This window comes from Micromonospora sp. CPCC 205558, assembly GCF_036902955.1.
In the GTDB taxonomy this organism is placed as follows: domain Bacteria; phylum Actinomycetota; class Actinomycetes; order Mycobacteriales; family Micromonosporaceae; genus Micromonospora.
Genome location: NZ_JBAKHR010000055.1, coordinates 1 through 22,805, shown reverse-complemented (window position 1 = coordinate 22,805; position 22,805 = coordinate 1). Strand labels below are relative to the sequence as shown.

22 protein-coding genes are annotated in these 22,805 nt (G+C 72.3%); 6 read left to right on the top strand and 16 right to left on the bottom strand.

Annotated elements, in window-relative coordinates:
- Positions 1–512 precede the first annotated feature (512 nt).
- Complete coding sequence (tyrS, locus tag V6U86_RS32955; RefSeq protein WP_334510396.1) at positions 513–1,805, bottom strand: tyrosine--tRNA ligase; 1,293 nt, start codon at positions 1,803–1,805, stop codon at positions 513–515.
- A 100-nt stretch (positions 1,806–1,905) separates the two neighbouring features.
- On the opposite strand from tyrS, the gene V6U86_RS32950 reads away from it, so the two are divergent.
- On the top strand, positions 1,906–2,295 hold the full coding sequence (locus V6U86_RS32950) for a PaaI family thioesterase (protein WP_334510394.1): 390 nt from the start codon (positions 1,906–1,908) through the stop codon (positions 2,293–2,295).
- A 22-nt stretch (positions 2,296–2,317) separates the two neighbouring features.
- Here the strand turns inward: V6U86_RS32950 and V6U86_RS32945 are convergent, their stop codons facing one another.
- From V6U86_RS32945 to V6U86_RS32935, 3 genes are all read right to left on the bottom strand, one after another.
- Positions 2,318–3,649 (bottom strand): hemolysin family protein, encoded by a 1,332-nt coding sequence (locus V6U86_RS32945; RefSeq protein WP_334510392.1) that lies wholly within the window; start codon positions 3,647–3,649, stop codon positions 2,318–2,320.
- 207 nt (positions 3,650–3,856) lie between these two features.
- Positions 3,857–4,498: a hypothetical protein gene (locus tag V6U86_RS32940; protein ID WP_334510390.1), complete on the bottom strand. Its 642-nt coding sequence runs from the start codon at positions 4,496–4,498 to the stop codon at positions 3,857–3,859.
- Positions 4,499–4,507: 9 nt separating this feature from the next.
- Positions 4,508–5,008: a GNAT family N-acetyltransferase gene (locus V6U86_RS32935; RefSeq protein WP_334510388.1), complete on the bottom strand. Its 501-nt coding sequence runs from the start codon at positions 5,006–5,008 to the stop codon at positions 4,508–4,510.
- Between the two features lie 237 nt (positions 5,009–5,245).
- On the opposite strand from V6U86_RS32935, the gene V6U86_RS32930 reads away from it, so the two are divergent.
- From V6U86_RS32930 to V6U86_RS32920, 3 genes are all read left to right on the top strand, one after another.
- Positions 5,246–7,861, top strand: a complete 2,616-nt coding sequence (locus tag V6U86_RS32930) for a cation-translocating P-type ATPase (protein ID WP_334510386.1) — start codon at positions 5,246–5,248, stop codon at positions 7,859–7,861.
- 50 nt (positions 7,862–7,911) lie between these two features.
- Complete coding sequence (locus tag V6U86_RS32925) at positions 7,912–8,802, top strand: universal stress protein (protein WP_334510384.1); 891 nt, start codon at positions 7,912–7,914, stop codon at positions 8,800–8,802.
- 168 nt (positions 8,803–8,970) lie between these two features.
- The gene (locus V6U86_RS32920) at positions 8,971–9,843 is read left to right on the top strand and encodes a universal stress protein (RefSeq protein ID WP_334510381.1); all 873 of its coding nucleotides are present in this window, start codon (positions 8,971–8,973) and stop codon (positions 9,841–9,843) included.
- Here V6U86_RS32920 and V6U86_RS32915 read toward each other — a convergent pair.
- The 5 genes from V6U86_RS32915 to V6U86_RS32895 all read right to left on the bottom strand — a co-directional run bounded on the left by V6U86_RS32915 (position 9,836) and on the right by V6U86_RS32895 (position 13,868).
- Positions 9,836–10,471, bottom strand: coding sequence for an FMN reductase (locus V6U86_RS32915; protein WP_334510379.1), 636 nt, complete (start codon positions 10,469–10,471; stop codon positions 9,836–9,838). The genes V6U86_RS32920 and V6U86_RS32915 overlap by 8 nt on opposite strands.
- Positions 10,468–11,610 (bottom strand): LLM class flavin-dependent oxidoreductase, encoded by a 1,143-nt coding sequence (locus V6U86_RS32910; RefSeq protein WP_124771200.1) that lies wholly within the window; start codon positions 11,608–11,610, stop codon positions 10,468–10,470. Before V6U86_RS32910 ends, V6U86_RS32915 begins: the two co-directional genes overlap by 4 nt.
- 164 nt (positions 11,611–11,774) lie before the next feature.
- Positions 11,775–12,050 carry a ubiquitin-like small modifier protein 1 gene (locus tag V6U86_RS32905; RefSeq protein ID WP_334510373.1) on the bottom strand — a complete coding sequence of 92 codons (276 nt, stop codon included), beginning with the start codon at positions 12,048–12,050 and terminating at the stop codon, positions 11,775–11,777.
- Between the two features lie 2 nt (positions 12,051–12,052).
- Positions 12,053–13,138: a WD40/YVTN/BNR-like repeat-containing protein gene (locus tag V6U86_RS32900; RefSeq protein ID WP_334510371.1), complete on the bottom strand. Its 1,086-nt coding sequence runs from the start codon at positions 13,136–13,138 to the stop codon at positions 12,053–12,055.
- Between the two features lie 88 nt (positions 13,139–13,226).
- Entirely contained in the window at positions 13,227–13,868 is a 642-nt protein-coding gene (locus V6U86_RS32895) for a DNA-3-methyladenine glycosylase (protein WP_334510369.1), read from the bottom strand.
- Positions 13,869–13,972: 104 nt separating this feature from the next.
- Between V6U86_RS32895 and V6U86_RS32890 the strand changes: the two genes are divergently transcribed.
- Positions 13,973–14,419 carry a DNA-binding protein gene (locus V6U86_RS32890; RefSeq protein WP_334510366.1) on the top strand — a complete coding sequence of 149 codons (447 nt, stop codon included), beginning with the start codon at positions 13,973–13,975 and terminating at the stop codon, positions 14,417–14,419.
- A 456-nt stretch (positions 14,420–14,875) separates the two neighbouring features.
- Complete coding sequence (locus tag V6U86_RS32885) at positions 14,876–15,229, top strand: MmcQ/YjbR family DNA-binding protein (protein ID WP_334510364.1); 354 nt, start codon at positions 14,876–14,878, stop codon at positions 15,227–15,229.
- Between the two features lie 44 nt (positions 15,230–15,273).
- Here the strand turns inward: V6U86_RS32885 and argH are convergent, their stop codons facing one another.
- From argH to argC, 7 genes are all read right to left on the bottom strand, one after another.
- The gene (gene argH, locus V6U86_RS32880) at positions 15,274–16,737 is read right to left on the bottom strand and encodes an argininosuccinate lyase (protein ID WP_334510362.1); all 1,464 of its coding nucleotides are present in this window, start codon (positions 16,735–16,737) and stop codon (positions 15,274–15,276) included.
- Between the two features lie 76 nt (positions 16,738–16,813).
- Positions 16,814–17,329: an arginine repressor gene (locus V6U86_RS32875; protein WP_334510360.1), complete on the bottom strand. Its 516-nt coding sequence runs from the start codon at positions 17,327–17,329 to the stop codon at positions 16,814–16,816.
- On the bottom strand, positions 17,326–18,294 hold the full coding sequence (gene argF, locus V6U86_RS32870) for an ornithine carbamoyltransferase (protein ID WP_334510358.1): 969 nt from the start codon (positions 18,292–18,294) through the stop codon (positions 17,326–17,328). Before argF ends, V6U86_RS32875 begins: the two co-directional genes overlap by 4 nt.
- Positions 18,291–19,520, bottom strand: a complete 1,230-nt coding sequence (locus tag V6U86_RS32865) for an acetylornithine transaminase (protein ID WP_334510357.1) — start codon at positions 19,518–19,520, stop codon at positions 18,291–18,293. Before V6U86_RS32865 ends, argF begins: the two co-directional genes overlap by 4 nt.
- A complete protein-coding gene (gene argB, locus V6U86_RS32860; protein WP_334510355.1) occupies positions 19,517–20,422 on the bottom strand; it encodes an acetylglutamate kinase in 906 nt (301 codons plus the stop codon). Before argB ends, V6U86_RS32865 begins: the two co-directional genes overlap by 4 nt.
- Entirely contained in the window at positions 20,419–21,591 is a 1,173-nt protein-coding gene (gene argJ, locus V6U86_RS32855) for a bifunctional glutamate N-acetyltransferase/amino-acid acetyltransferase ArgJ (RefSeq protein ID WP_334510353.1), read from the bottom strand. The genes argB and argJ overlap by 4 nt, the downstream gene beginning before the upstream one ends.
- Positions 21,588–22,589 carry an N-acetyl-gamma-glutamyl-phosphate reductase gene (argC, locus tag V6U86_RS32850; protein WP_334510351.1) on the bottom strand — a complete coding sequence of 334 codons (1,002 nt, stop codon included), beginning with the start codon at positions 22,587–22,589 and terminating at the stop codon, positions 21,588–21,590. Before argC ends, argJ begins: the two co-directional genes overlap by 4 nt.
- Between the last annotated feature and the right edge of the window lie 216 nt (positions 22,590–22,805).

Sequence of the window (22,805 nt, the reverse complement as noted above, 5' to 3'; positions counted from 1 at the left end):
TCTCAAAGAACAACCACACACCGATCAAAGCACCACACTCAGTGGAACCCATCTCGGGGCTTTACCGCTCCGCACCCCGCGCTTTCAGCGCCAGGCACTTTTACTACGTTACCCGCCCGTTTCCGCCGTGTCAAACCGGTGTTTCCTAGTTCGTCATGCTTCATCCGGTAATACGGGCACCATGTCGCAACCGGCTTGCGCCGCTCTCGTCATGGGTTCGGCAGGCCGGCCGTCGCGATTTCCCGCGACCCGCCCGGTGCCCTGCCGGCTCGTAACCTTACCCGGTCGGTTTCGCCGCGCCAAATCCGCCTCGCGGCGTTTCTGGTGGCACCTCCCGGTCGGGGCTCCGGCGGGCATACCCACCCGACCCCCAGGCCGTTGGCCGGCGCTCCGGCCGCTTCAGGCTTTCGCCTGTTTCGTCCGTTCCGCGCTGGCAGAGAGAAAGTTACGCGTCCGGCGGGATGATCGTCAAATCCGCCGGACGCGTCCCCCGTCACATCGTCGACAGGCAGCTATTCGCCCAGCTCAACGCCGGCGAACGAGCGCTTCCCGCGACGCAGCACCAGGTATCGCCCATGCAGCAGATCGCCTGGCGACACCCTGGCGTCCACCTCGGTCACCCGGTTGTTGTTGACGTAGGCGCCGCCCTCGGCGATCACCCGACGGGCCTCCTTGAGGCCATTCACCAGCCCGGAGTCCCGCAACAGACCCGCCACATCCGGCAATTCGCCGGAGAGGCGTACGAGACCTGCCTCGGTCAGGGCCGCGCGCAGGGTCTCCGGTGCCAGGTCGTCCAATGAGCCGCGGCCGAAGAGCGCCTGGCTGGCGGCGATCGCCTGTCGGGTCTCGTCGGCGCCGTGCACCAGCGTGGTCAGCTCCTCGGCGAGCGCCCGCTGCGCCAGCCGGGCCGCCGGCCGTTCGGCGGTCGCCTTCGCCAGCTCCTCCAGCTCGTCTCGGGAGCGGAAGCTGAAGTACCGCAGGTAACGGTCGACTTCGCGGTCGTCCACGTTCAGCCAGAACTGGTAGAACGCGTACGGGCTGGTCATCGTGGGATCGAGCCAGACAGCGCCGCCCTCGCTCTTGCCGAACTTCGTACCATCGGCCTTGGTCACCAGCGGCGTGGTGAACGCCTGCACCGGCCCCGCGCCCCGCCGGCGGACGTAGTCCACGCCGGCGGTGATGTTGCCCCACTGGTCGGAGCCACCGAACTGGAGCTGACAGCCGTTTCGCCGGTGCAGCTCGTAGAAGTCGTTGGCCTGCAACAGCTGGTAGCTGAACTCGGTGAAACTGATGCCGGTCTCCAGGCGGGCCCGCACCACCTCCCGCGCGAGCATCTTGTTCACCGGAAAGTGTTTGCCCACGTCGCGGAGGAACTCGACGATCGACATCTCGCCGGTCCAGTCCAGGTTGTTGACCAGCTGCGCCGCGTTGTCGCCGGTGTACGACACGAAGGGCGCGAGCTGCTCGCGGATCCGCTCGACCCAGCCGGCGATCACGTCGAGTGGGTTGAGTGCCCGTTCGGCGCTCTCCTTCGGGTCGCCGATCTGCCCGGTGGCCCCGCCGACCAGCAGCAACGGACGGTGTCCGGCGAGTTGCAGCCGGCGGGCCATGAGGACCTGCATGAGGTTGCCGACGTGCAGGCTCGGGGCGGTGGGGTCGAAGCCCACGTAATAGGTGGCGGCAGTCCCGCTGTCGAGCAGCTCGCGCAGCTCGTCGAGGCCGGTCGAGTCCTGAATGAGGCCACGCCAGAGCAGGTCGTCGGTCAGGGAGTCCCGCCCGGTCGGCGGGGGGCTGCTGTCGGTCACGGTCACCGATTCTCCCCCATCGCCGGCGGCGACCCGTACCGGGTTTCGCGCAACCCGTCCCGGCTAGGCTTGCGCGGCGTTGATCGAGGAGGGCTTTGCCATGGAGATTCCGGATCTGACGGGTGGCCTCGTCGCCCTGCTGGGCCTCAAGTTCGAGGAGGCGAGCGCCGACCGGGTGGTCATCAGCTGGCAGGTCCGCCCGGAGCTGCACCAGCCGTTCGGCATCCAGCACGGCGGGGTGTACTGCGCCGTCGTGGAGTCCGCGGCCAGCGTGGGCGGTGCCCTCTGGCTGGCCGACCGGGGCACGGTGGTCGGGGTGTCGAACCAGACCGACTTCCTGCGCGCCGTCCGCGACGGCGAGCTGACCGCGGTCGGCACGCCGGTGCACCGGGGCCGCAGCCAGCAGCTCTGGCAGGTGGAGATCACCGACGCCGACGAGCGGCTGGTGGCCCGTGGTCAGGTCCGGCTACAGAACCTCTCGCCCGCCTGAGCGCCGGCGTTCGCCGGGCAGCTCAACTGCGGGCCTCGTCGAGCACCGGCTCGGCGGCCTGGTCGGCGTCGGCGTCGGTGTCATCGGGTACGCGACTGAGCCGTACCTCGGTGATCGCCCGGTGGTCGATGCCGGCCACGACCAGCACCCAGCCGTCCAGCGTGACGTCCTCCCCGGCGACGGTGGGGATGTGTCCGAGCCGGGCCAGCACCAGCCCGGCGACGGTGGTGTAGTCGCCCGCCGGGCGCGACGGCAGCTCCACGCCGATGTCCGGAAGGTCGTGCACCGGGAAGGTGCCGGGCAGCAGCAGCGCACCGTCGGGGTCGCGGCGCACCGAGTAGCCGTCCCGGTCGGTCTCGTCGTAGATCTCGCCGACGATCTCCTCCAGGATGTCCTCCAGCGTCACGATCCCGTCGACAGCGCCGCGCTCGTCCACCACGAGCGCGATGTGCTGACGCTCGGCCTTGAACTGGCGCAGCGCGTCCACCACCGGTAGCGAGTCCGGCAGCAGCATCGGCGGTCGGGCGATCTCGTCGACCGGGCGGTCGTCGGGCACGCCCACCAGGTCACGCAGGTGGATGACTCCGGCCGTGTCGTCCAGGCCGCCGTGGCGCACGACCGGCGCCCGGGAGTGCCCGGTGGCCGCCAGCACGAGCCGCGCGGCCTCCGCGGTGGTCCCGCTGTCGAGCGTGAAGACCTGCAACCGGGGTACGAGGACAGCTCGCAACCGGCGGTCGGCGATCTCCACGGCACCCGCGATAATCGTGCGCTGTTCCTTGGTGAAGCCGTGGTTGCCGGCGACGATGTCGCGTAGCTCGTCCGGGCCGATCTCCTCCGGCTCGTGTTTGGGGTTGAGCCCGACCAGGCGGACCACCACGTCGCTGGTGGCGCCGAGCGCCCAGACGGCCGGCCGGGTGAGGGCGGCGAGCAGGTCCAGTGGGCGGGCCACCAGCAGCGCCCACCGCTCGGCGGACTGCATGGCGATCCGCTTGGGCGCCAGCTCGCCGAAGACCAGGGTGACGAAGGTCAGCGCGAGGGTGACCACCACGATCGCCACCGTCTCGGCGGCGCCGCCGAACACCCCGAGCAGCGGCACCAGGGGTTTGGCCAGCGAGACCGCCGCGGCGGCGGAGGCCAGGAAGCCGGCGAGGGTGATGCCGATCTGAATGGTGGCCAGGAAGCGGTTCGGGTCCTTGGCGAGGCGGGCCAGCACCCGCCCGGCCCGGCTGGTGCGCTCCAGTCGCTGGATCTGGCTGTCTCGCAGCGACACCAACGCCATCTCGCTGCCCGCGAAGAGCGCGTTGATCACGACCAGGACTCCGACCAGGGCCAGTTGGCTCCCGTAGCTCTGCACGCCCGGTTCGCTCCCTCTCCGGTGGTGACGCCGGTCGGTCCGCGCGGCGCCTGCCGGTCGGTGGACCCGCCCGGCTAGGCGTTGTCTTTGCCCCGTCCGGTGCCGGCCGAATCCTGCCCGGCCACGCCGAAGCCGAATGGGGGCGTCACCGGCGATCCGCCGAATCGGACGTCACCGACGCCACGCCGGGTGGGGCGTCGAGGCCGGCTACGCCGTGGCGCTGGTCGGTGACGCCGGCAGGTCGAGGACGTACGAGTCGCCCTCCGGGCGGAAGCCGAGCCGGTGGTAGTAGGGGGCGATCATGCGGGGCGGGCTGACCACCCGGTGGAAGCCGCGTTCGGTGAACAGGTGGCTGCGCCGGTAGACGAACTCGCCCGGGGTGAAGTCACGGAACTTCGGGGTCACATAGTCCAGGTCGATCTGGGCGACGCCGGGCGCCTCGGCGTGCGACAACACCACACCGACCACCTCGTCGGCAGTGACCACGAGGAACGCCGAGCGCCCCGACGCGTCCGGATCCCAGTGGAAGTCGGGGTTGAACCGGGCGATGTCCGTGGCGTGCACCCGCAGCGTGTGCGCGAGGAACTGGTCGCCGACACCGACCTCCACCACCTGGTAGGTCTTCTCGTCGTGCCGGGTGACGAGCATCCCGCGCAGGTACCAGATGTTGATCGCCGCGAGCACGACGTTGAGCCCGACCATCGGCCAGACCTCGATCGCGGCGTTGTAGCCGATCAGCACGACGCTGCCGACAAGGTTGAGCGCCCGCAGTCGCAGGACGCGCGACTGCAGCAGCGACCAGACCAGCACCGCGGAGCCGGCCCAGCCGACGAGATCCAACCAGTTCACTCCGCGAGACTAGTGCCCGCCCAGGTCAGGGCCGTCGGCGGGCAGCTCCAGCAGCCACTCCTGGACGTCTTCGCCGCGGCCGTTGGCGTACCCCGAGTCTTCACCGACCACCACGAACCCGCACTTGCGGAGCACCGCGAGGGAGGCGGCGTTGTCCTTGGCGGCGCGGGCGTGCACCGGCCGGGGCAGCTCGCGCAGCAGGGCGGCCAGGGCCGCCGTGGCGTGACCCCGGCCCCAGCGCGCCGGGTCGATCCAGTAGCTGACCTCGGTCTGGGCCTCGACCGGGAAGGCGCTGACGTAGCCGACCACCTCGCCGTCGACCTCGACGGTGCGGACCAGGTTCGCCGGGTTGGTCAGCACCCGGGCCCAGTGTGCGGCGAACTCCCGGCGGTCGGTCGGGTCCTTGGGGCCGAACGCGGCCATCCGGTTGGCCTCCGGGTCCTGCTGGTGCAGGAAGAACTCGACGAGGTCGTCCTCCAGGACCGGGCGCAGCAGCAGATCGGAAGTCATCGGCCGAGGGTACGCAACGGCGGGCGGTGCCGAGCAGGGAAGGCCGCCGACCCGATGCGGGTGTTCTCGTCCTCGCGGAAGCGGTATTTACGTACGACCCGGCGTCTGGGGCGTCCAGAGCGGGGCTTTGGTCCCGAGCCGCTCGGGCGCAACGCCTCTGCCCGGCGTGATCATGCAGGGGGATGGTGAGACGGACGGCGTGCCGGTGACGCGCCGCGCGGGACGGGGAGGTCAGTGGTGGCAAAGACCGGCGGTCCGGGCGGAACGCTGGAGGGCACGATCGATGTGCCCGTAGCGATCGGCCTCGATGCGGCAGAGGCCGCCGCCCGGTTACGGGCGAACGGACCGAACGCGGTGGCGCCGCCGCCGCGCCGGCATGCGGCCGTACGGGTGCTGCACCAGCTCACCGACCCACTGGTGGCCCTGCTGCTCGCCGCCGCGGTGGTGACCACGGTGCTCGGCGACTACCCGGACACCGCGGTGATCGTCCTGGTCGTGCTGGTGAACACGATCATCGGGGTGGTGCAGGAGATCCGCGCGGACCGCGCCATCGCGGCGCTGGGCCAGCTCGCCGCCCCCACCACCCGGGTGGTCCGTGACGGCCGGGACCTGGCCGTCCCCGCCGCCGACCTGGTCCAGGGCGACCTCGTCCGGATCGAGGCCGGTGACATCGTGCCGGCCGACCTGCTGCTGGTCGAGGCGAACCGGCTGCAACTGGATGAATCCGCGTTGAGTGGTGAGTCGGTACCGGTGGGGCGGACCGTCAGTCAGGAGGCGCTGGCCGGGACGGTGGTCACCACCGGACGCGCGGACGGCACGGTGATCCGGACGGGGCCGGCGAGCGCGTTGGGTCGGATCAGCACCCTGGTGGCGGGCACTCGGCCCGCCGCCACTCCCCTGCAGCGGCGGCTCTCCGCCCTGGGCCGCACGCTCGGGTTGGTCGCGGTCGTGCTGTCAGGGCTGGTCTTCACGATCGGGGTGATCAGCGGTCGGCCGGTGGTCGACATGGCCATCACGGCGGTGAGCCTGGTCGTCGCGGCGGTACCCGAGTCGCTGCCGGCGGTGGTGACCCTGGCGCTGGCGCTGGGTGCGCGCCGGATGGCCACCGCGCACGCCATCCCGCGTCGGCTGCACGCGGTGGAGACACTCGGCTCGGTGACCGTGATCGCCTCCGACAAGACGGGCACCCTCACGGAGGGGCGCATGGCGGTGCAGCACGTCGCCACCACCGACGGGGCGCGGTACGAGGTCACCGGCATCGGGTACACCCCACATGGCGCCGTGCGCCAGGATGGCGCGCCGGTGCCCGTACCGGAGGAACTCCGCCGGCTGGCGCGGGCCGGGCTGCTCTGCAACGACGCTGCCCTGTCACCCCCGGACGAGGAACGACGCGACTGGGGTGCCGTGGGGGATCCGCTCGAAGCGGCGCTCGTGGCCTTCGCGGCCCGGTGCGGCCTCGACCCGCAGGACACCCGCGCCGCCTGGCCACGGGTCGCCGAGCACCCGTTCGACCAGGCTCAACGGCGGATGGTCACCGTGCACCGCTCCTGCGACCAGCGCTATCTCGCGGTGTGCAAGGGCGCCCCGGAGAGCGTCCTCACGACGCCCCTGCTCGACGCCACCGACGACGAGATCGCCGCGCTGACCCGCACCGCCCACCGGCTCGCCGGGGAGGGCCTGCGGGTGCTCGCCGTCGCCGCTGCCCTGGCGGACACGTCGCCGGACCCTGCCGCGCCGACCGGCCTGCGCCCACTCGGTCTGGTCGCCGTCGGTGACCCGCTGCGCGCCGGCGCCCCCGAAATCGCCCGAAGTCTCGACGCCGCCGGGGTACGGCTGCTGCTGATCACCGGCGATCACCCGGCCACCGCCGCCGCGATCGGCTCTCAGCTCGGCCTCTGGCAGGACGGTGATCCTCTCGCCCGCGGCGACGACGACTCGACGGCGTACCTGGACACCCGGGTCTTCGCCCGGACCCAGCCGGAACAGAAGCTCGACATCATCGCGGGCCTGCAGGCCCGCGGTCACGTGGTCGCGATGACCGGCGACGGGGTCAACGACGCGCCGGCACTGCGCCGCGCCGACATCGGGGTGGCGATGGGTGGCGGCACCGAGGTCGCCCGGCAGGCCGCCGACCTGGTCCTCGTCGACGACGACCTGGCAACAGTGGCCACCGCCATCGGCGAGGGCCGCCGCATCTACGACAACATCCGCCGGTTCCTGCGGTACGCCCTCTCCGGCGGAGTGGCCGAAATCCTGGTGATGCTCATCGGCCCGCTGTTCGGGCTGGCCGTACCATTGCAACCCGCACAGATCCTCTGGGTGAACCTGCTGACCCACGGCGTGCCCGGGGTGGCCCTCGGTGCCGAGCCGGCCGAACCCGGCACCCTGCGCCGGATGCCCCGCTCGCCCCAGGAGTCGGTGCTCGGCGCGGGGCTCGGTCGGGATGTCCTGGTCACCGGCGCGCTGATCGCCGCCGTGGTGCTCGGCGCCGGTGTGGTCGCCGCCGACCGGGATCTGCCCTGGCAGTCGGTGGTCTTCGTGGTGCTCGGGCTGGCCCAGCTCGGCGTGGCACTGGCCGTCCGGGCACCCCGCCCGGCGGGCGCGCGGCGCGGCAACCCTGGCCTCCTCGTCGCGGTCGCGGTGTCGGCACTGCTGCAGGTCGGCGGGGTGCTCCTCGCCCCGCTGCGGGACCTGCTCGGCACCGACCCCCTGACACCGACCGTGCTGTTGGCCTGCGCGGTGGTCAGCGCCCTGCCCGGGTTGTTGCTGCGGCTGACCCGTCGCCGTCCGACCCCGCCGAGTGACCGGGGTGACGGGACCAATGGCCCCCGGTCCCTCAACCTCCGCCCCTGACCGTCCGGCCCGCACCGCAGCAGGATGAAGACGGAACGAAGGAGGACGTGATGACAAACAGATCCGGTGCCCCCGTGGTGGTGGCTGTGGACGGCTCGACATCGGCGCTGGAGGCGGTGCGTGTCGCCGCCCGGGAGGCCGCGACGCGCGGCCGGCCGCTGCGGGTGGTGCACGCGTTCATCTGGTCGCTCTACGACGTGTCGTTGACACCGGCGCCGGGCGCTCCACTGGACGCCGGATTCCGCCACCAGGCGGAGCGGTTCGTCGCCGAGGCGGTGACCGAGGCCGGCAAGGTCGCACCGGAGGTCGCCGTCACCGGCACGGTGGTGGACGGCGCGGCCGCGCCGGTGCTGCTGACCGAGGCGCGGGACGCGGCCCTGCTGGTGCTCGGCAGCCGGGGCCTGGGCGGCTTCGGCGGGCTGCTGATCGGCTCGGTGGCGGTGCAGGTCTCCGCCCACGCCGACTGCCCGGTGCTCGTCGTCAAGGGTGAGGCCCGCGCCGACGGGCCGGTCCTGGTCGGCATCGACGGCTCGGCCCTGTCCGCCCAGGCTCTGGGGTTCGCCTTCGAGGAAGCCTCGCTGCGGGACACCGAACTGGTGGCCGTGCACGCCTGGGTCATCCCGGTCGCGGCGAGCGACCTCCTGCCGGTGGCCTACAACGTGGAAGCGCTCGCCGCCGAGGAGGAGCGGGTGCTCGCCGAGGCGATCGCGGGCTGGTCCGAGCGCTACCCCGACGTGCCGGTGCGGCGCCGCGTGGCGTACGGCGCCCCAGCGCGGATGCTCGTGGAGGAGTCGGCCGCGGCGCAGCTCACTGTGGTCGGTGCACGCGGCCGTGGCGCGCTGGCCGGCATGATGCTCGGCTCGGTGAGTCACACGGTGCTACATCACTCGCACAGCCCGGTGGTGATCGTGCGGCACCGCCGCGAGGATCGGAAGGACTGACACCTCCTCCCCCTCCGCGCCGGCCGTTCCCCCACGGCCGGCGCGGACCGCGTTCGCTGTCACGTCACAACGCCTGGCCGGCGCGTTCGGTCGGCCGGTGCCGGCGCGTTCGGCACCCGTGACGACTGTGAACCGCCGACAATGACCTGACCGACCCAGGGAGCGCCGATGAACCGACCCGTCGTGGTGGGCGTGGACGGATCGCCGTCCAGTCTCGTCGCCGCCGAGCACGCGGCCCGGGCCGCGCTGCTCCGGTCCCGACCGTTGCTCCTGGTGCACGGCTACCTGCATCCGTTCGGCTACGGCGTGCCGATCAACCCGTACGAGCTCGGGGTGCCGATGCCCTCCGAGGAGGCGCAGAAGATGTTGGAGCGCACGGCGGCCGAGCTGACCGAGCGGTGGCCGGGCCTCGCCGTCGAGGCGCATCAGGTCACCGGTGGCCCGGGCGCCACCCTGATCGAGGAGTCCCACCGGGCGGAGCTGGTCGTGGTGGGCAGTCGTGGCCTGGGCGGGTTCGCCGGTCTGTTACTCGGCTCGGTCAGCGCGCAGGTGGCCGCGCACGCGCACTGCCCGGTGCTGGTGGTCCGCCCGGACGAGCAGCCGATCCCGGTGGACGGCCCGGTGCTGGTCGGCGTCGACGGGTCCGAGTCGTCCCGACTCGCCGTGGGGCTCGGCGCCGACGAGGCGGCGCTGCGGGACGTGCCGCTGGTGCTGGTGCACGTCGATCCGCTGGACGGGGACCGGACGGTGCCGGAGGAGATCGAGGAGGCGCAGGCCGCGTACCAGGCCGAGGCGGTGCGGCTCCTGGCCGACGCCTCCGCCGTGGTGCGCGCCGAGCATCCCGACCTGGTGGTGCGGGAGCATCCGGTCCGGGCCGCCGGCGCGGCCCAGGGGCTCATCGAGGCCAGCAGCACGGCGGCGCTGCTGGTCGTGGGCACCCGGGGCCGGGCCGGGTTCGCCGGTCTGCTGCTCGGGTCGGCCAGTCAGGCGGCGATCCAGCACGCGCACTGCCCGGTGCTGGTCGCCCGCCCGGTCAGCTGACCGGTGGGCCGTCACCTCTCCCGAGCATCTGCAGGAAGTCGGTGGTGAGGGCGAACGGGTCGGCCGGCCCGGTGGCCGGTGGGCGGCGCTCGATCTGGTCGGCCAATTCTCCGGCGGCGCGTCGGATCCGGCCGCGCAACGCGCCGTCGGCGGTGCCGTCGGACCAGTCCTCCGGGGCGGCGAAGACCGCGGTCGGGACCACCACCGATCGGAGGTAGGCGAACATCGGGCGGACGGCGTGCTCCAGAGCGAGGGAGTGCCGGGCGGTGCCGCCGGTGGCGCCGATCAGCACCGGCCGGTCGATCAGCGACTCCGAATCCAACACGTCGAAGAAGGACTTGAACAGCCCGTTGTACGAGGCGCTGAAGATCGGGGTGACGGCGATGATCCCGTCCGCCCCGGTCACCGTGTCGATGACCTCGCGCAGCGCTGCCGGCGCGAACCCGGTGAGCATGTTGTTGACCACGTCGTGGGCGTGCTCCCGCAGGTCGACGACGTGCAGTTGCACTTCGGAGCCGCGCCGGACCAACTCGTCGCGGGTGGCCGCGGCGAGCTGGTCGGCGAGCAGCCGGGTCGACGAGGGCTGGCTCAGCCCCGCCGAGATCACGGCCAGGGTGCGGCGGGTCATCGGGTCGCCCCCTCCGGCGCCTTGCCCGTCACGTCGTCGACGGCGTGCACGGTGCTGTCCTTGGCGCCGCCCGCGGCGGCGACCAGCGAGGCGTGGGTCGGCGCCGCCGGCACGTGCGCCGGACGCAACGCGTCGAACTCCTTGCGCAGCACCGGCACGACCTCCTCGCCGAGCAGGTCGAGCTGCTCCAGCACGGTCTTCAGCGGCAACCCCGCGTGGTCCATCAGGAAAAGCTGCCGCTGGTAGTCACCGACGTACTCCCGGAAGCCCAGGGTGCGGTCGATGACCTGCTGCGGGCTGCCCACGGTCAGCGGGGTCTCCCGGGTGAACTCCTCCAGCGACGGCCCGTGCCCGTAGACCGGGGCGTTGTCGAAGTAGGGCCGGAACTCCCGGACCGCGTCCTGCGAGTTGCGGCGCATGAACACCTGCCCACCGAGGCCGACGATCGCCTGGTCGGCGGAGCCGTGGCCGTAGTGCGCGTACCGCTGGCGGTAGAGCGCGATCATCCGCTGGGTGTGCTCCTTGGGCCAGAAGATGTGGTTGGCGAAGAAGCCGTCGCCGTAGTACGCGGCCTGCTCGGCGATCTCCGGGCTGCGGATCGAGCCGTGCCAGACGAACGGGGGCACGCCGTCGAGCGGGCGCGGCGTCGAGGTGAACGACTGCAACGGCGTGCGGTACTTGCCCTTCCAGTCGACCACGTCCTCGCGCCACAGCCGGTGCAGCAGGTCGTAGTTCTCGATGGCCAGGGGGATGCCGGCGCGGATGTCCTTGCCGAACCACGGGTAGACCGGGCCGGTGTTGCCGCGGCCCATCATGAGGTCCACACGGCCGCCGGAGAGGTGCTGGAGCATCGCGTAGTCCTCGGCGATCTTCACCGGGTCGTTGGTGGTGATCAGCGTGGTGGCGGTGGACAGCAGCAGCCGCTCGGTGCGCGCCGCGATGTAGCCGAGCATGGTGGTCGGTGACGACGGCACGAACGGCGGGTTGTGGTGCTCGCCGGTGGCGAAGACGTCCAGGCCGACCTCCTCGGCCTTCAACGCGATCGCGACCATCGCCTTGATCCGCTCATGCTCGGTCGGCTCCCGACCGGTGGTCGGATCGACCGTGACGTCACCGACGGTGAAGATTCCGAACTGCATGACCAGCTCCTCGCGTGTCAACCGGATGCCGTCGTGGTACCCGGACGCAGCTCACAACTTATTTGACGACGCAACTATTCCGTCGGCGGGACGCCTGGCAGTGGCGCCGGTCACCCCCCGGGAACCGGACATCAACGGCGAACCTTCCCTCGGTGTCGGCCCGGTCAGCCACCCGCCACCGAGGGCAACACCTGCACCTCCGCGCCGTCGCTGACCGGGGTGGCCAGACCGCCGGAGTGCCGGCAGTCTTCCCCGTCGACGAAGACGTTGACGTAGCGGCGCAGCTCGCCGCGCTCGTCGCGGATGCGCCGCGCCAGTCGGGGATGCGCGACGGCCATCTCGTCGAGGACCGCTCGCAGCGTCCCGGCGGCGACGACGTTGAGCCGACTCGCGCCCCCGGCCTCGCCGCGCAGCGGGCCGGGGAGCAGCACGGTGACCACGCTCAGACCTCCGCGGCGCGGACGCAGAGCACGTCGGGCAGGTGAGCCGCGACCAACGACCAGGAGTCACCCTCGTCTCGGCTGGCGAAGACCGAACCGGATCGGGTGCCGAAGTAGACCCCACCGGGGCTGGCGTCGTCGGCGCACATCGCGTCCCGCAGCACCGCCGGATAGAACGGCCCCTCGGGCAGCCCGACCGACAGCGGCTCCCACTTGCCACCGGCGTCGGCGGAACGGAACACCCGGCAGCGGTGCTCGGTCGGGAACCGCTCACCGTCGGCCACCAACGGGAAGGTCCACACCATGCCGCCGCGGCCCGGGTGGGCAACCATCGGGAAGCCGAAGTCGCTGGGCAGCCCATCGGCGATCGAGGACCAGGTGCGGCCGTCGTCGTCGGAGCGGTAGACGCCGTGGTGGTTCTGCGCGTACAGCCGCTCGGGGTTGCCGGCGTCCCGGGCGACCTTGTGCACGCACTGGCCGAACTCCGGCCACTCGTCGGGCATGAAGTAGGCGCGGATGCCGGTGTTGCCCGGCGCCCAGCTGGCCCCGGCGTCCTCCGAGCGGTAGACCCCACCGGTGGACATGGCGACCAGCAGTCGAGCCGGGTCACGCGGGTGGGGCAGCACGGTGTGCACGGCCTGACCGCCGAAGCCGCCCTCCCACTGGGGCCGGTGCGGGTGGTCCCAGAGCGAACGGACCAGCTCGAAGCTGCGCCCGCCGTCGGTCGACTTGAACAACGCCGAGGGCTCGGTGCCGGCCCAGATCACGTCCGGCTCGTCGGGGCCGGCCGGCATCAACTGCCAGACCCGCCCGAGCGAGACGCCGGTGTCGGCCGGGAACGCGACCGGCGCCTGGTCGGGCTCGTCCCAGGAAGCCCCGAGGTCGTCGCTGGTGGCGACACTCGGGCCGAAGTGTGAGCTGGTCATGCCGGCGAGCAGTCGCGGGGTGGACCGACGGGTGTCGACCGCGACCGCGTAGACACCGGTCATCGGAAAGTGTGGACCGGTGATCTCCCAACTGCGCCGGTCGTCGGCGCTGGTGGCGAGGAACAACCCCTTTGCGGTGCCGATCGCGAGCAGTGTTGCCATGACGTCCTCCGAACCGTCGGTGAGCAGATTCGGTGATTATGGCCACACCCCCCGACAGACTTCGCCGCCCACACGCCGCGCGGCGCGCTCAGCGCCGGATGCGGGGCACGTGCCGGCGGTACGCGCTGACCGTGGGGTCACCGTCGAGCCAGAACCGCCAGGGCAGGTCGTGCGCGCCGGTCACGCCGACCCGGGGACCCGCCACCACCGCCTCCGGCGGCACCGGCCCGGCCGGCGGCCGAAGCCGAACCGGGCCATCGCTGAGCAGGTACGCCCCGTACGCCTCGCGGTCGATGCCGAGCGCGGAGCAGAGCCGGGCGGGCCCACGGGCCAGGTCCACGTCCCGCCGGATGGCCGGCCGGCGCTCCCGTGCCGTGGCCAGCCCGTCGACCACCTCACCGGCGCGCAGCAGCACGGCGGTGGCCTCCCCCTCGACCCCGGTGACCACGTTGACGCACCAGTGCATCCCGTAGGTGAAGTAGACGTAGGCATGCCCGGCGGGGCCGAACATCACGGCGTTGCGCGGGGTGCGGCCCCGATGGGCGTGCGAGGCGGGATCACCGCCACTTCCCGCGTACGCCTCGACCTCGGTGATCCGGACGGTGACCCCGCCGGCGTGCAGTCGGCAGCCCAGCAGGCCGCGCGCCGCCGGCAGCAGAGGGCCGGCGAGCAGGTCCGCCAGCGCCGCCAGGTCGGTGTCGGTGGCGCGGTCACCGGACGACAGGGCCATGTCCCCGACGGTACCCATCCCGCCGCCCCGGCATCCGGCCGGGCGAGCCCCGGCAACTTAAACATTTCGTTGACAACTGAACGTTGAGGGTGTGTGCTCGGGGTATGACGACGGACGATCCGTTCACCGCGCCCCACCCGGCCCGCGCCCGCGCCCACCGCACCCACGAGGCGTTGCAACGGATCAGCGAGCGGCACGCCGGCACCGACACCCAGCGGGGCCGCTGGGCCCACCCGTACGTGCTGGACCCGTGGGAGGCGGTCGCCCTGGTCACCGCGCTGGCCGCCGGCGGGGCCGAGCGCGAACCGGCCGAGGAGCCGATCGACGCCGCCGACCTGACCGCCGCGCTGACCCTGCTGCCGCACGTCCGCGCCGAGCTGGACGCCCTGGAGGCCGGGCTGTTGACACTGGCCCGCGACCGGGGGCTGACCTGGCAGGCGATCGCGTACGGGCTGGGGTTGGGCAGCGCGCAGGCGGCCCGACAGCGCTACGAGCGGGTCGCCGCCCGCTCGGCCGAGCAGAGCGCCGAGCCGACCGAGCCGGCCCGCTGACGGGTCTTCCGTCGAGCCGGCCCGCTGACGGGTCTTCCGTCGAGCCGGCCCGCTGACGGACGACCGGCGTCACCAGGGGCTACTCGCCGCCTGCCCGTCACAGGCACACACCACGCTCGTCCGGGGTCTCCTCCGACGATCCCGCTCCTGGCCCGGAAGATCGCGCTCGAACATGGATGTAGTGGCCTCATTCGCGGCCAAAGCCACTACATCATGGATCGATCACGATCTTGCGAGGCGAGGCGAAGGCGAGGCGAAGGCGAGGCGAAGGCGAGGCGAAGGCGAGGCGAAGGCGAGGCGAAGGCGAGGCGAAGGCGAGGCGAAGGCGAGGCGAAGGCGAGGCGAGGCGCGACTAAGCGGCGTCCCGCCGAGGCGGCGGTCCTGCCAGCGCGGCGGCACGTCGCGTGCCGACTGACGGCCGGGCGGGCACACTGTGCGCACGACGAGGAGGCACCCATGGAGCGCGCGGAGATGCTGGCGTACTGCCTGGACAAGCCGGGAGCGTGGCTCGACCAGCCGTGGGAGGGCGACGAGGTGGTGAAGGTGGGCAGCCGAATATTCGCGTTCCTCGGCAGCGACGGGGGCAAACCGACGGTCGGCATCAAGTGCGGGCCGACCCGGGAGGTGGCCGACGAGTGGCTGCACCGCCACCCCGGCGACGCCAGCGTGATGGCCTACATCGGCCGGTCCGGGTGGAACACGCTGCGCCTGGACGGCGGGATCGACGACGAGGAGCTGACCGAGGCGGTCGACTCGTCGTACGACATGGTGGTGGCCAAGCTCCCCAAGCGGGAGCGCCCGACGGCCTGAACCAGCCGCGGCGCCGACGGCCAGCGCCGACGCCGCGGCACAGCTCAGCGCGGGACGACCCGTTCGACGGCCCACTCCCGCCAACCGGCCAGCCGGTCCGCCGCGTCGGCGAGCTGGTCGGCGACCGGGCCGGGGCCGGTGGAACCGGGGGTGGTCCGGGCCGCGAGAGCCGAACGGACCGACAGCACGTCACGCACCGACGGGTCGAGGTGCCCGCTGATCGCGGCCAGATCGTCGTCGGAGACGTCGTTCAACTCGCACTCCCGAGCCGCGCAGAGCGCCACCAACTGGCCGGTGATCTCGTGCGCGTCGCGGAACGGCACGTTGCGTCGGACCAGCCAGTCGGCGACCTCGGTGGCCAGGGAGAAGCCGACCGGGGCGGCGGCGACGAGACGGTCCACCCGGACCGTCATCGTGGAGATCATTCCCGCGAGGGCAGGAAGCAGCAGCTCCAGGGTGTCGACCGCGTCGAAGGCCGGCTCCTTGTCCTCCTGCATGTCCCGGTCGTAGGTCATCGGCAGGCCCTTGAGCATGGTCAGCACGGTCATCAGACCGCCGACCAGCCGCCCGGACTTGCCCCGGGCCAGCTCGGCGATGTCCGCGTTCTTCTTCTGCGGCATGATCGACGAACCGGTGGCGAACGAGTCGTCCAGCTCCACCCAGCCGAACTCGTGCGAGGTCCAGAGCACCACCTCCTCGCCGAGCCGCGACAGGTGCACCCCGATCAGGGCGGTGGCGAAGAGGAACTCGGCCACGAAGTCCCGGTCGGCCACGGCATCCATCGAGTTGGCGAACGACGTACGGAAGCCCAGCTCCTTGGCCACCGCCACCGGGTCCAACGGGAGCCCGGAACCGGCCAGGGCACCCGCGCCCAGGGGGCTGATCGCCGCCCGGTGGTCCCAGTCGCGCAGCCGTTCCAGATCGCGCAGCAGCGGCTGCACGTGGGCGAGCAGCCAGTGCCCGAAGGTGACCGGCTGGGCGTGCTGGAGGTGGGTCATGCCCGGCGCCGCGGTGTCAATGTGCCGCTCGGCCTGCTCGACCAGCGCCTCGGCCAGCTCGACGAGCCGGCTGGCCACGCCCCGGGCGTGGTCGCGCAGGTAGAGCCGCAGGTCGGTGGCGACCTGATCGTTGCGGGACCGACCGGCGCGCAGCTTGCCACCGAGGCTGCCGAGGCGCTCCAGCAGGCCGCGCTCCAGCGCGGTGTGCACGTCCTCGTCGTCGATGGTGGGGCGGAACGACCCGGAGGCGCAGGCGGCCTCCAGGTCGTCCAGCGCGGCCAGCATCCGACCCAGCTCCTCCGGATCGAGCAGGCCGGCGCCGGCGAGGACCCGGGCGTGCGCCCGGGAACCGGCGATGTCGTACGGGGCCAGGCGCCAGTCGAACTGCACGCTCACCGACAGTCGGGCGAGCGCCTCGGCGGGGCCGCCCGCGAACCGGCCACCCCAGAGGCTCGTCCGGTTGGTGGCGGCGCTGTTCTCGGTCAGGCTCTTGTCGTCCACGTCGCCCATCATTGCTCTGCTTGCCTTTCGCCCGCGACTGCGGGGCTCACTCGCCGTGCCCGGTCACTCTTCACACTCCGCCGCGTCATGACGCGGCGCTCCCGTCGACGGTGTCCTCCCGGCGGGCCCAGCCGGCGAGCTTGTCGCCGAGTGCGGCCCCCCCGACAGCCTCACGGGCCACGACGAGGATGGTGTCGTCACCGGCGATGGTGCCGACGACCTCGGGTAGGCCCGCCCGGTCCAATGCGCTGGCCAGGTACTGGGCCGCGCCCGGCGGGGTCCGCAGCACGGCGATGTTGCCGCTGGAGTCGACCCCGTTGAGCAGTTCGCGCAGCAGCCGCACCAGCCGTGCCGGGGCGGCCTCGGCGTCGCGCAACGGTCGCTGGCCGTCCTCGGGGATCAGGTAGATGGCCGGACCGTCGCCGCCACGCACCTTGACCGCGCCCAACTCCTCCAGGTCCCGCGAGAGGGTGGCCTGGGTGACGCCCACGCCGTCGGCGGCGAGCAGGTCGGCCAGCTCGGTCTGCGACCGGATCGCCCGGTCACGGATCAGCTCCACGATCCGGGCGTGCCGGGCCGCGCGCGTCAGCGGCGCGGTCATCGTCGCCCACCGGTTGCGGCGTCGGCGGTCGCGGCGCCCGCCGTCGCGGGGTCGAGCAGGAACGTCAGCAGCGCCTTCTGGGCGTGCAGCCGGTTCTCCGCCTGGTCGAAGACCGCGCTCTGCGGGCCGTCGAGCACCTCGTCGGTGATCTCCTCGCCGCGGTGCGCGGGCAGGCAGTGCAGCACGATCGCGTCCGGCGCGGCCTGGCCGAGCAACTCCTTGTTGACCTGGTACGGCAGGAACGGAGTGACCCGGTCCAACCCGTCGGACTCCTGCCCCATCGACGTCCACGTGTCGGTGGCCAACACGTCGGCGTCGCGTACCGCCTGGGCCGGGTCGGTCAGCACCCGCACCGACCCGCCGGTCTCCGCCGCGATCTGCGCGGCCCGTTCCACCACCGCCGCAGCCGGCGCGAACCCGGCCGGGCCGGCGATCCGCACGTGCATGCCGGCCGTCGCCCCGGCCAGCAGGTACGACTGCGCCATGTTGTTCGCGCCGTCCCCCACGTACGCCAGGGTGCGGCCGGCCGTGCCACCGCACCGCTCCCGGACGGTGAGCAGGTCGGCCAGCAACTGGCACGGGTGGAAACCGTCGGTGAGCGCGTTGACCACCGGCACACTCGCGCCCGCCGCCACCTCGGCGATCCGCTCGTCACCGTGGGTCCGCAGCACGATCGCCGCGACGTAGCGGGACAGCACACGCCCCGCGTCCGCGAGGGACTCGCCACGGCCGAAGTGGGTGACCTGCGTATCCACCACGAGGGGGTGCCCGCCCAACTCGGCGATCCCAGCGTCGAACGAGATCCTGGTCCGCAGGCTCTGCTTGTCGAACAGCACCGCCACCGAACGGGGGCCCACCAGCGGCCGGTGGCCGAACCGGTCCGCCTTCATCCGGGCCGCCAGGTCGAGGACAGCGGACTGTTCGGCGGGCGTCAGGTCGTCGTCGCGCAGGAAGTGCCGGGTCATCGAGTCGTCCCCGTCGTGGTGGTCAGGGTGGATGGTGAGATCTCCGCGCCGGCCGCGGCCGGAGCGGTCGCGTCCAGCGCGGCGGGCAGCGCCGCGAGGAAGGTGTCCGCCTGGGTGGCGGTGAGGATCAGCGGCGGAGCCAGCCGAACCACACCCGGCTGCACCGGGTTGACCAGGAAGCCGGCTTCCCGCAGGGCCTCGGCCAGCACCGACGCCACCGGCGCGGTGAGCGCCACGCCGAGCAGCAGACCAGCACCGCGTACCCCGGCGACCAGCGGGTGGTCCAGCGCCTCGATGCCGCGACGCAGCCGCTCACCGACCCGCTTGACGTTGTCGAGCAGGCCCTCGTTGGCGATCGTCGCCACCACGGCGAGCGCCGCCGCGCAGCTGACCGGGTTGCCGCCGAACGTGGTGCCGTGCGAGCCGGGGGTGAGCAGATCCGCAGCGCGGCCGAAGGCCAGCGTCGCGCCGATGGGCAGCCCGCCACCCAGCCCCTTGGCAAGGGTGACCACGTCCGGCTCCACGCCCTCGGCCTGGTGCGCGAACCAGTGCCCGGTACGCCCGACGCCGGTCTGCACCTCGTCGAGGACCAGCAGCGCGCCGTGCCGTGCGGTGATCTGCCGGGCCGCGGCGAGATAACCGGCCGGCGGGACGAGCACACCGTTCTCACCCTGGATGGGTTCCAGGATCACCATCGCGGTGGCGTCGGAGACGGCCTCGTCGAGGGCGGCGACATCGCCGTAGTCGACGTGGGTCACGTCGCCGGGCAACGGCCGGAACGGGTCGGCCTTCGCCGGTTGGCCGGTCAACGCGAGAGCACCCATGGTGCGGCCGTGGAAGCCACCCCTGGTGGCGACCACGTGGGTGCGGCCGGTGCGCCGGGACAGCTTGAACGCCGCCTCGTTCGCCTCCGCGCCCGAGTTGGCGAAGAAGACCCGCCCGGGACGGCCGGCGAGCGCCAACAGCAGCTCGGCCAGGGCGACCGGCGGCTCGGCCACATAGAGGTTGGAGACGTGCCCGAGGGTCGCGACCTGCTTCGACACCGCCGCCACCACCGCCGGGTGGGCGTGACCGAGAGCGTTGACCGCGATGCCACCCACCAGGTCCAGGTACTCCCGGCCGGCGTCGTCGACCACGACCGCACCCGCGCCGGAGACCAACGCCAACGGCGGCGTGCCGTAGTTGTCCATCATGGACTGCTTCCACCGCTGCGCCAACGTGCTCATGTCGCGTCCGTCCCGTCTCCCGGCACCACCATCGTTCCGAACCCTTCCGAGGTGAACACCTCAAGCAACGTCGAATGCGCCACCCGACCGTCGACGACGTGCGCGGCGGGCACACCCCCACGCACCGCCCGCAGGCAGGCCTCCATCTTCGGCACCATCCCCGACTCCAGGCTGGGCAGCAGCTTGGCCAGGTCGTCCGCGACGATCTCGGAGACCAGACTGGTGGTGTCCGGCCAGTCGGCGTACAGACCGGCCACGTCGGTGAGCACCACGAGCTTGCGGGCCCGCAACGCGACGGCCAACGCCGCCGCGGCGGTGTCCGCGTTGAGGTTGTGCAGCACCCCCTCCACGTCCGGCGCCACCGTCGAGATCACCGGGATCCGACCGGCCTCGATCAGGTCGGTCACCGCGGACACGTCGACCGACTCGACGTCACCGACCTGACCCACGTCGACGGGCACCCCGTCCACGTACGCCGGACGGCGCACCGCGGTGAACAACCGGGCGTCCTCGCCGGAGAGGCCGACGGCGTACGGACCGTGCGAGTTGATCAGACCCACCAACTCCCGGCCCACCTGACCGACCAGCACCATCCGGACCACGTCCATCGCCTCGGCCGTGGTCACCCGCAGACCACCCCGGAACTCGCTGGCGATGCCGAGGCGACCCAGCATGGCGGAGATCTGCGGACCGCCGCCGTGCACCACCACCGGCTTCAGGCCGGCATACCGCAGGAAGACCATGTCGGCCGCGAACGCCTGCTGCAACTCCGGATCGATCATCGCGTTGCCGCCGTACTTCACCACGACCGTCGAGCCGGAGAAACGCGCCAGCCAGGGCAGCGCCTCGATCAACGTCTCCGCCTTGACCTGGGCGCGGGTGAGGTCCTTGCTGAGGCTCATGTTGAGTACGCCGAATTCTCGTGGACGTACGCGTGGGACAGGTCGTTGGTCCAGATCGTGGCGGCCGACGTACCCGCGTGCAGGTCGATCCGGATCGTCACGTCCCGACCGGTCAGGTCGACAGTCGAGCGGTCCTCGGCGGCGGCGCCGCCCCGGCACACCCACACCCCGTTGACCGCCACGTCCACCTCGTCCGGCTCGAACGCGGCAGCGGTGGTGCCGACGGCGGCGAGGATCCGACCCCAGTTGGGGTCGTTGCCGAACAGCGCCGTCTTGACCAGGTTGTTGCGGGCCACCGTACGGCCCACCTCGACCGCCTCGTCCTCGTCGGCCGCGCCGACCACGTCGATGGCGACCTGCTTGGTGGCGCCCTCGGCGTCGGCCACCAACTGCTGGGCCAGATCGTGGCAGGCCTCAGTGACGGCTGCGGCCAGCTCAGCCGGCGTCGGCTCGATACCGCTCGCACCGCTGGCCAGCAGCAGCACCGTGTCGTTCGTGGACATGCAGCCGTCGGAGTCGACCCGGTCGAAGGTGACCCGGGTGGCCGCGCGCAGCGCCTCGTCCAGCGTCGCCGGCCCGGCCACCGCGTCGGTGGTGAGCACGCAGAGCATGGTGGCCATCCCCGGCGCGAGCATCCCGGCGCCCTTGGCCATGCCGCCGACCGTCCAGCCGCTCCCCCGTGCCACAGTGGTCTTCGACCGGGTGTCCGTGGTCATGATCGCCTCAGCGGCGGCCAGGCCACCGTCGCGGGACAGCCCGCGGATCGCCGAACTGACGCCCGGCAGCAGCTTCGGCATCGGCAGCCGCTCACCGATCAGGCCCGTCGAGCAGACCGCGACCTCACCGGCGCCGAGGATCAACCGTGGGCTCACCGAGGTCAGCGCGGCGGCAGTGTGCTCGGCGGTGGCGTGGGTGTCCTGGAAGCCGGCCGGGCCGGTGCAGGCGTTGGCGCCACCGGAGTTGAGCACCACCGCGCGGACCACACCGCCCTGCACGACCTGCTGGCTCCAGAGCACCGGCGCGGCCTTCACCCGGTTGGTGGTGAAGACACCGGCCACGCCGGCGTCCGGGCCGTCGTTGACCACCAGGGCGACGTCCGCGCCGCCGCTGGACTTGAGGCCGGCGGCCACACCGGCCGCCCGGAACCCCCGGGGGGTGGTGACGCTCAAGGGGTGACTCCCCACATCGACAGGCCCGTCGTCTCCGGCAGACCGAGCATGAGATTGGCGTTCTGTACGGCCTGACCGGCAGCGCCCTTGCCCAGGTTGTCCAACGCGCTGAGCACGATCAGACGACCCGAGTCGACGTCGACGGTGGCCTGGAGGTGACACGAGTTGGAGCCCAGGGTGGCGGCGGTGTGCGGCCAGCGGCCCTCCGGCAGCACGTGCACGAACGGCGCGTCGGCGTACGCCCGCGCCAGCACCTCCTGCGGGTCGACACCGCGCGCCGGCACCGCGCTGACGGTGGCCAGGATGCCGCGCGGCATCGGCGCCAGGACCGGGGTGAACGACAGGCCGGTCGCACCGGTGGCCTGCTTGATCTCCGGGACGTGCTGGTGGGTGCCCACCCGGTACGGCGACAGGTCGCCCATCACCTCGCTGGCCAGCAGGTGCGGCTTGGCCGCCTTGCCGGCGCCGGAGGTGCCGGATGCGGCGACCACCACCACGTCGGCAGGGCTGGCCGCGCCGTCGGCGATCAGCGGCGCGAGCGCCAGGGTGATCGCGGCGGCGTAGCAGCCGGTGTTCGCCACCCGGGTGGAGCCGGCGATCAGCTCCCGCTGACCGGGGAGCTCGGGCAGGCCGTAGGTCCACTGCCCGGCGTGCGTGCCACCGTAGTACTGCGCCCAGGCGTACGGGTCGGCGAGCCGGTGGTCGGCGCCCAGGTCGACGATGCGCACCTCGGCCGGCAACTGGGCCGCGAGGGCCGCCGACTCGCCGTGCGGCAGGGCCAGGAAGACCAGGTCCGCGTCGCCCAGGGTGCTCGGATCGGTCGTGCCGAGCACCAGGTCGAGCCCGGTGAGCTGCGGGTGCACCACGTCGACGCGGTGCCCGGCCTGGCTGTGCGCGGTAGCGGCGACCAGGTCGAACTCCGGGTGCCCGGCGATCAGGCGCAGCAGCTCGCCCCCGGCGTACCCGCTCGCTCCGGCGACCGCGACTCGAATCCCCATACTCACCTCCGCATGACTATGCAGCGAAGGCTAACAAGGGCACCCACCCCCATGCAAGTTAATACACTCCACTGCATGATGATGTGGAACCCGCCCCACGCCCCGCGATCTTGCACTTACTGCGCTCGCACAGCCGACCAAAAGGGCGAATCGGCAACACAAACTGCAAGATCGCGGGGGCGGGGTGGCGGGGGTGGGGGGTGGGGGTGGGGGGTG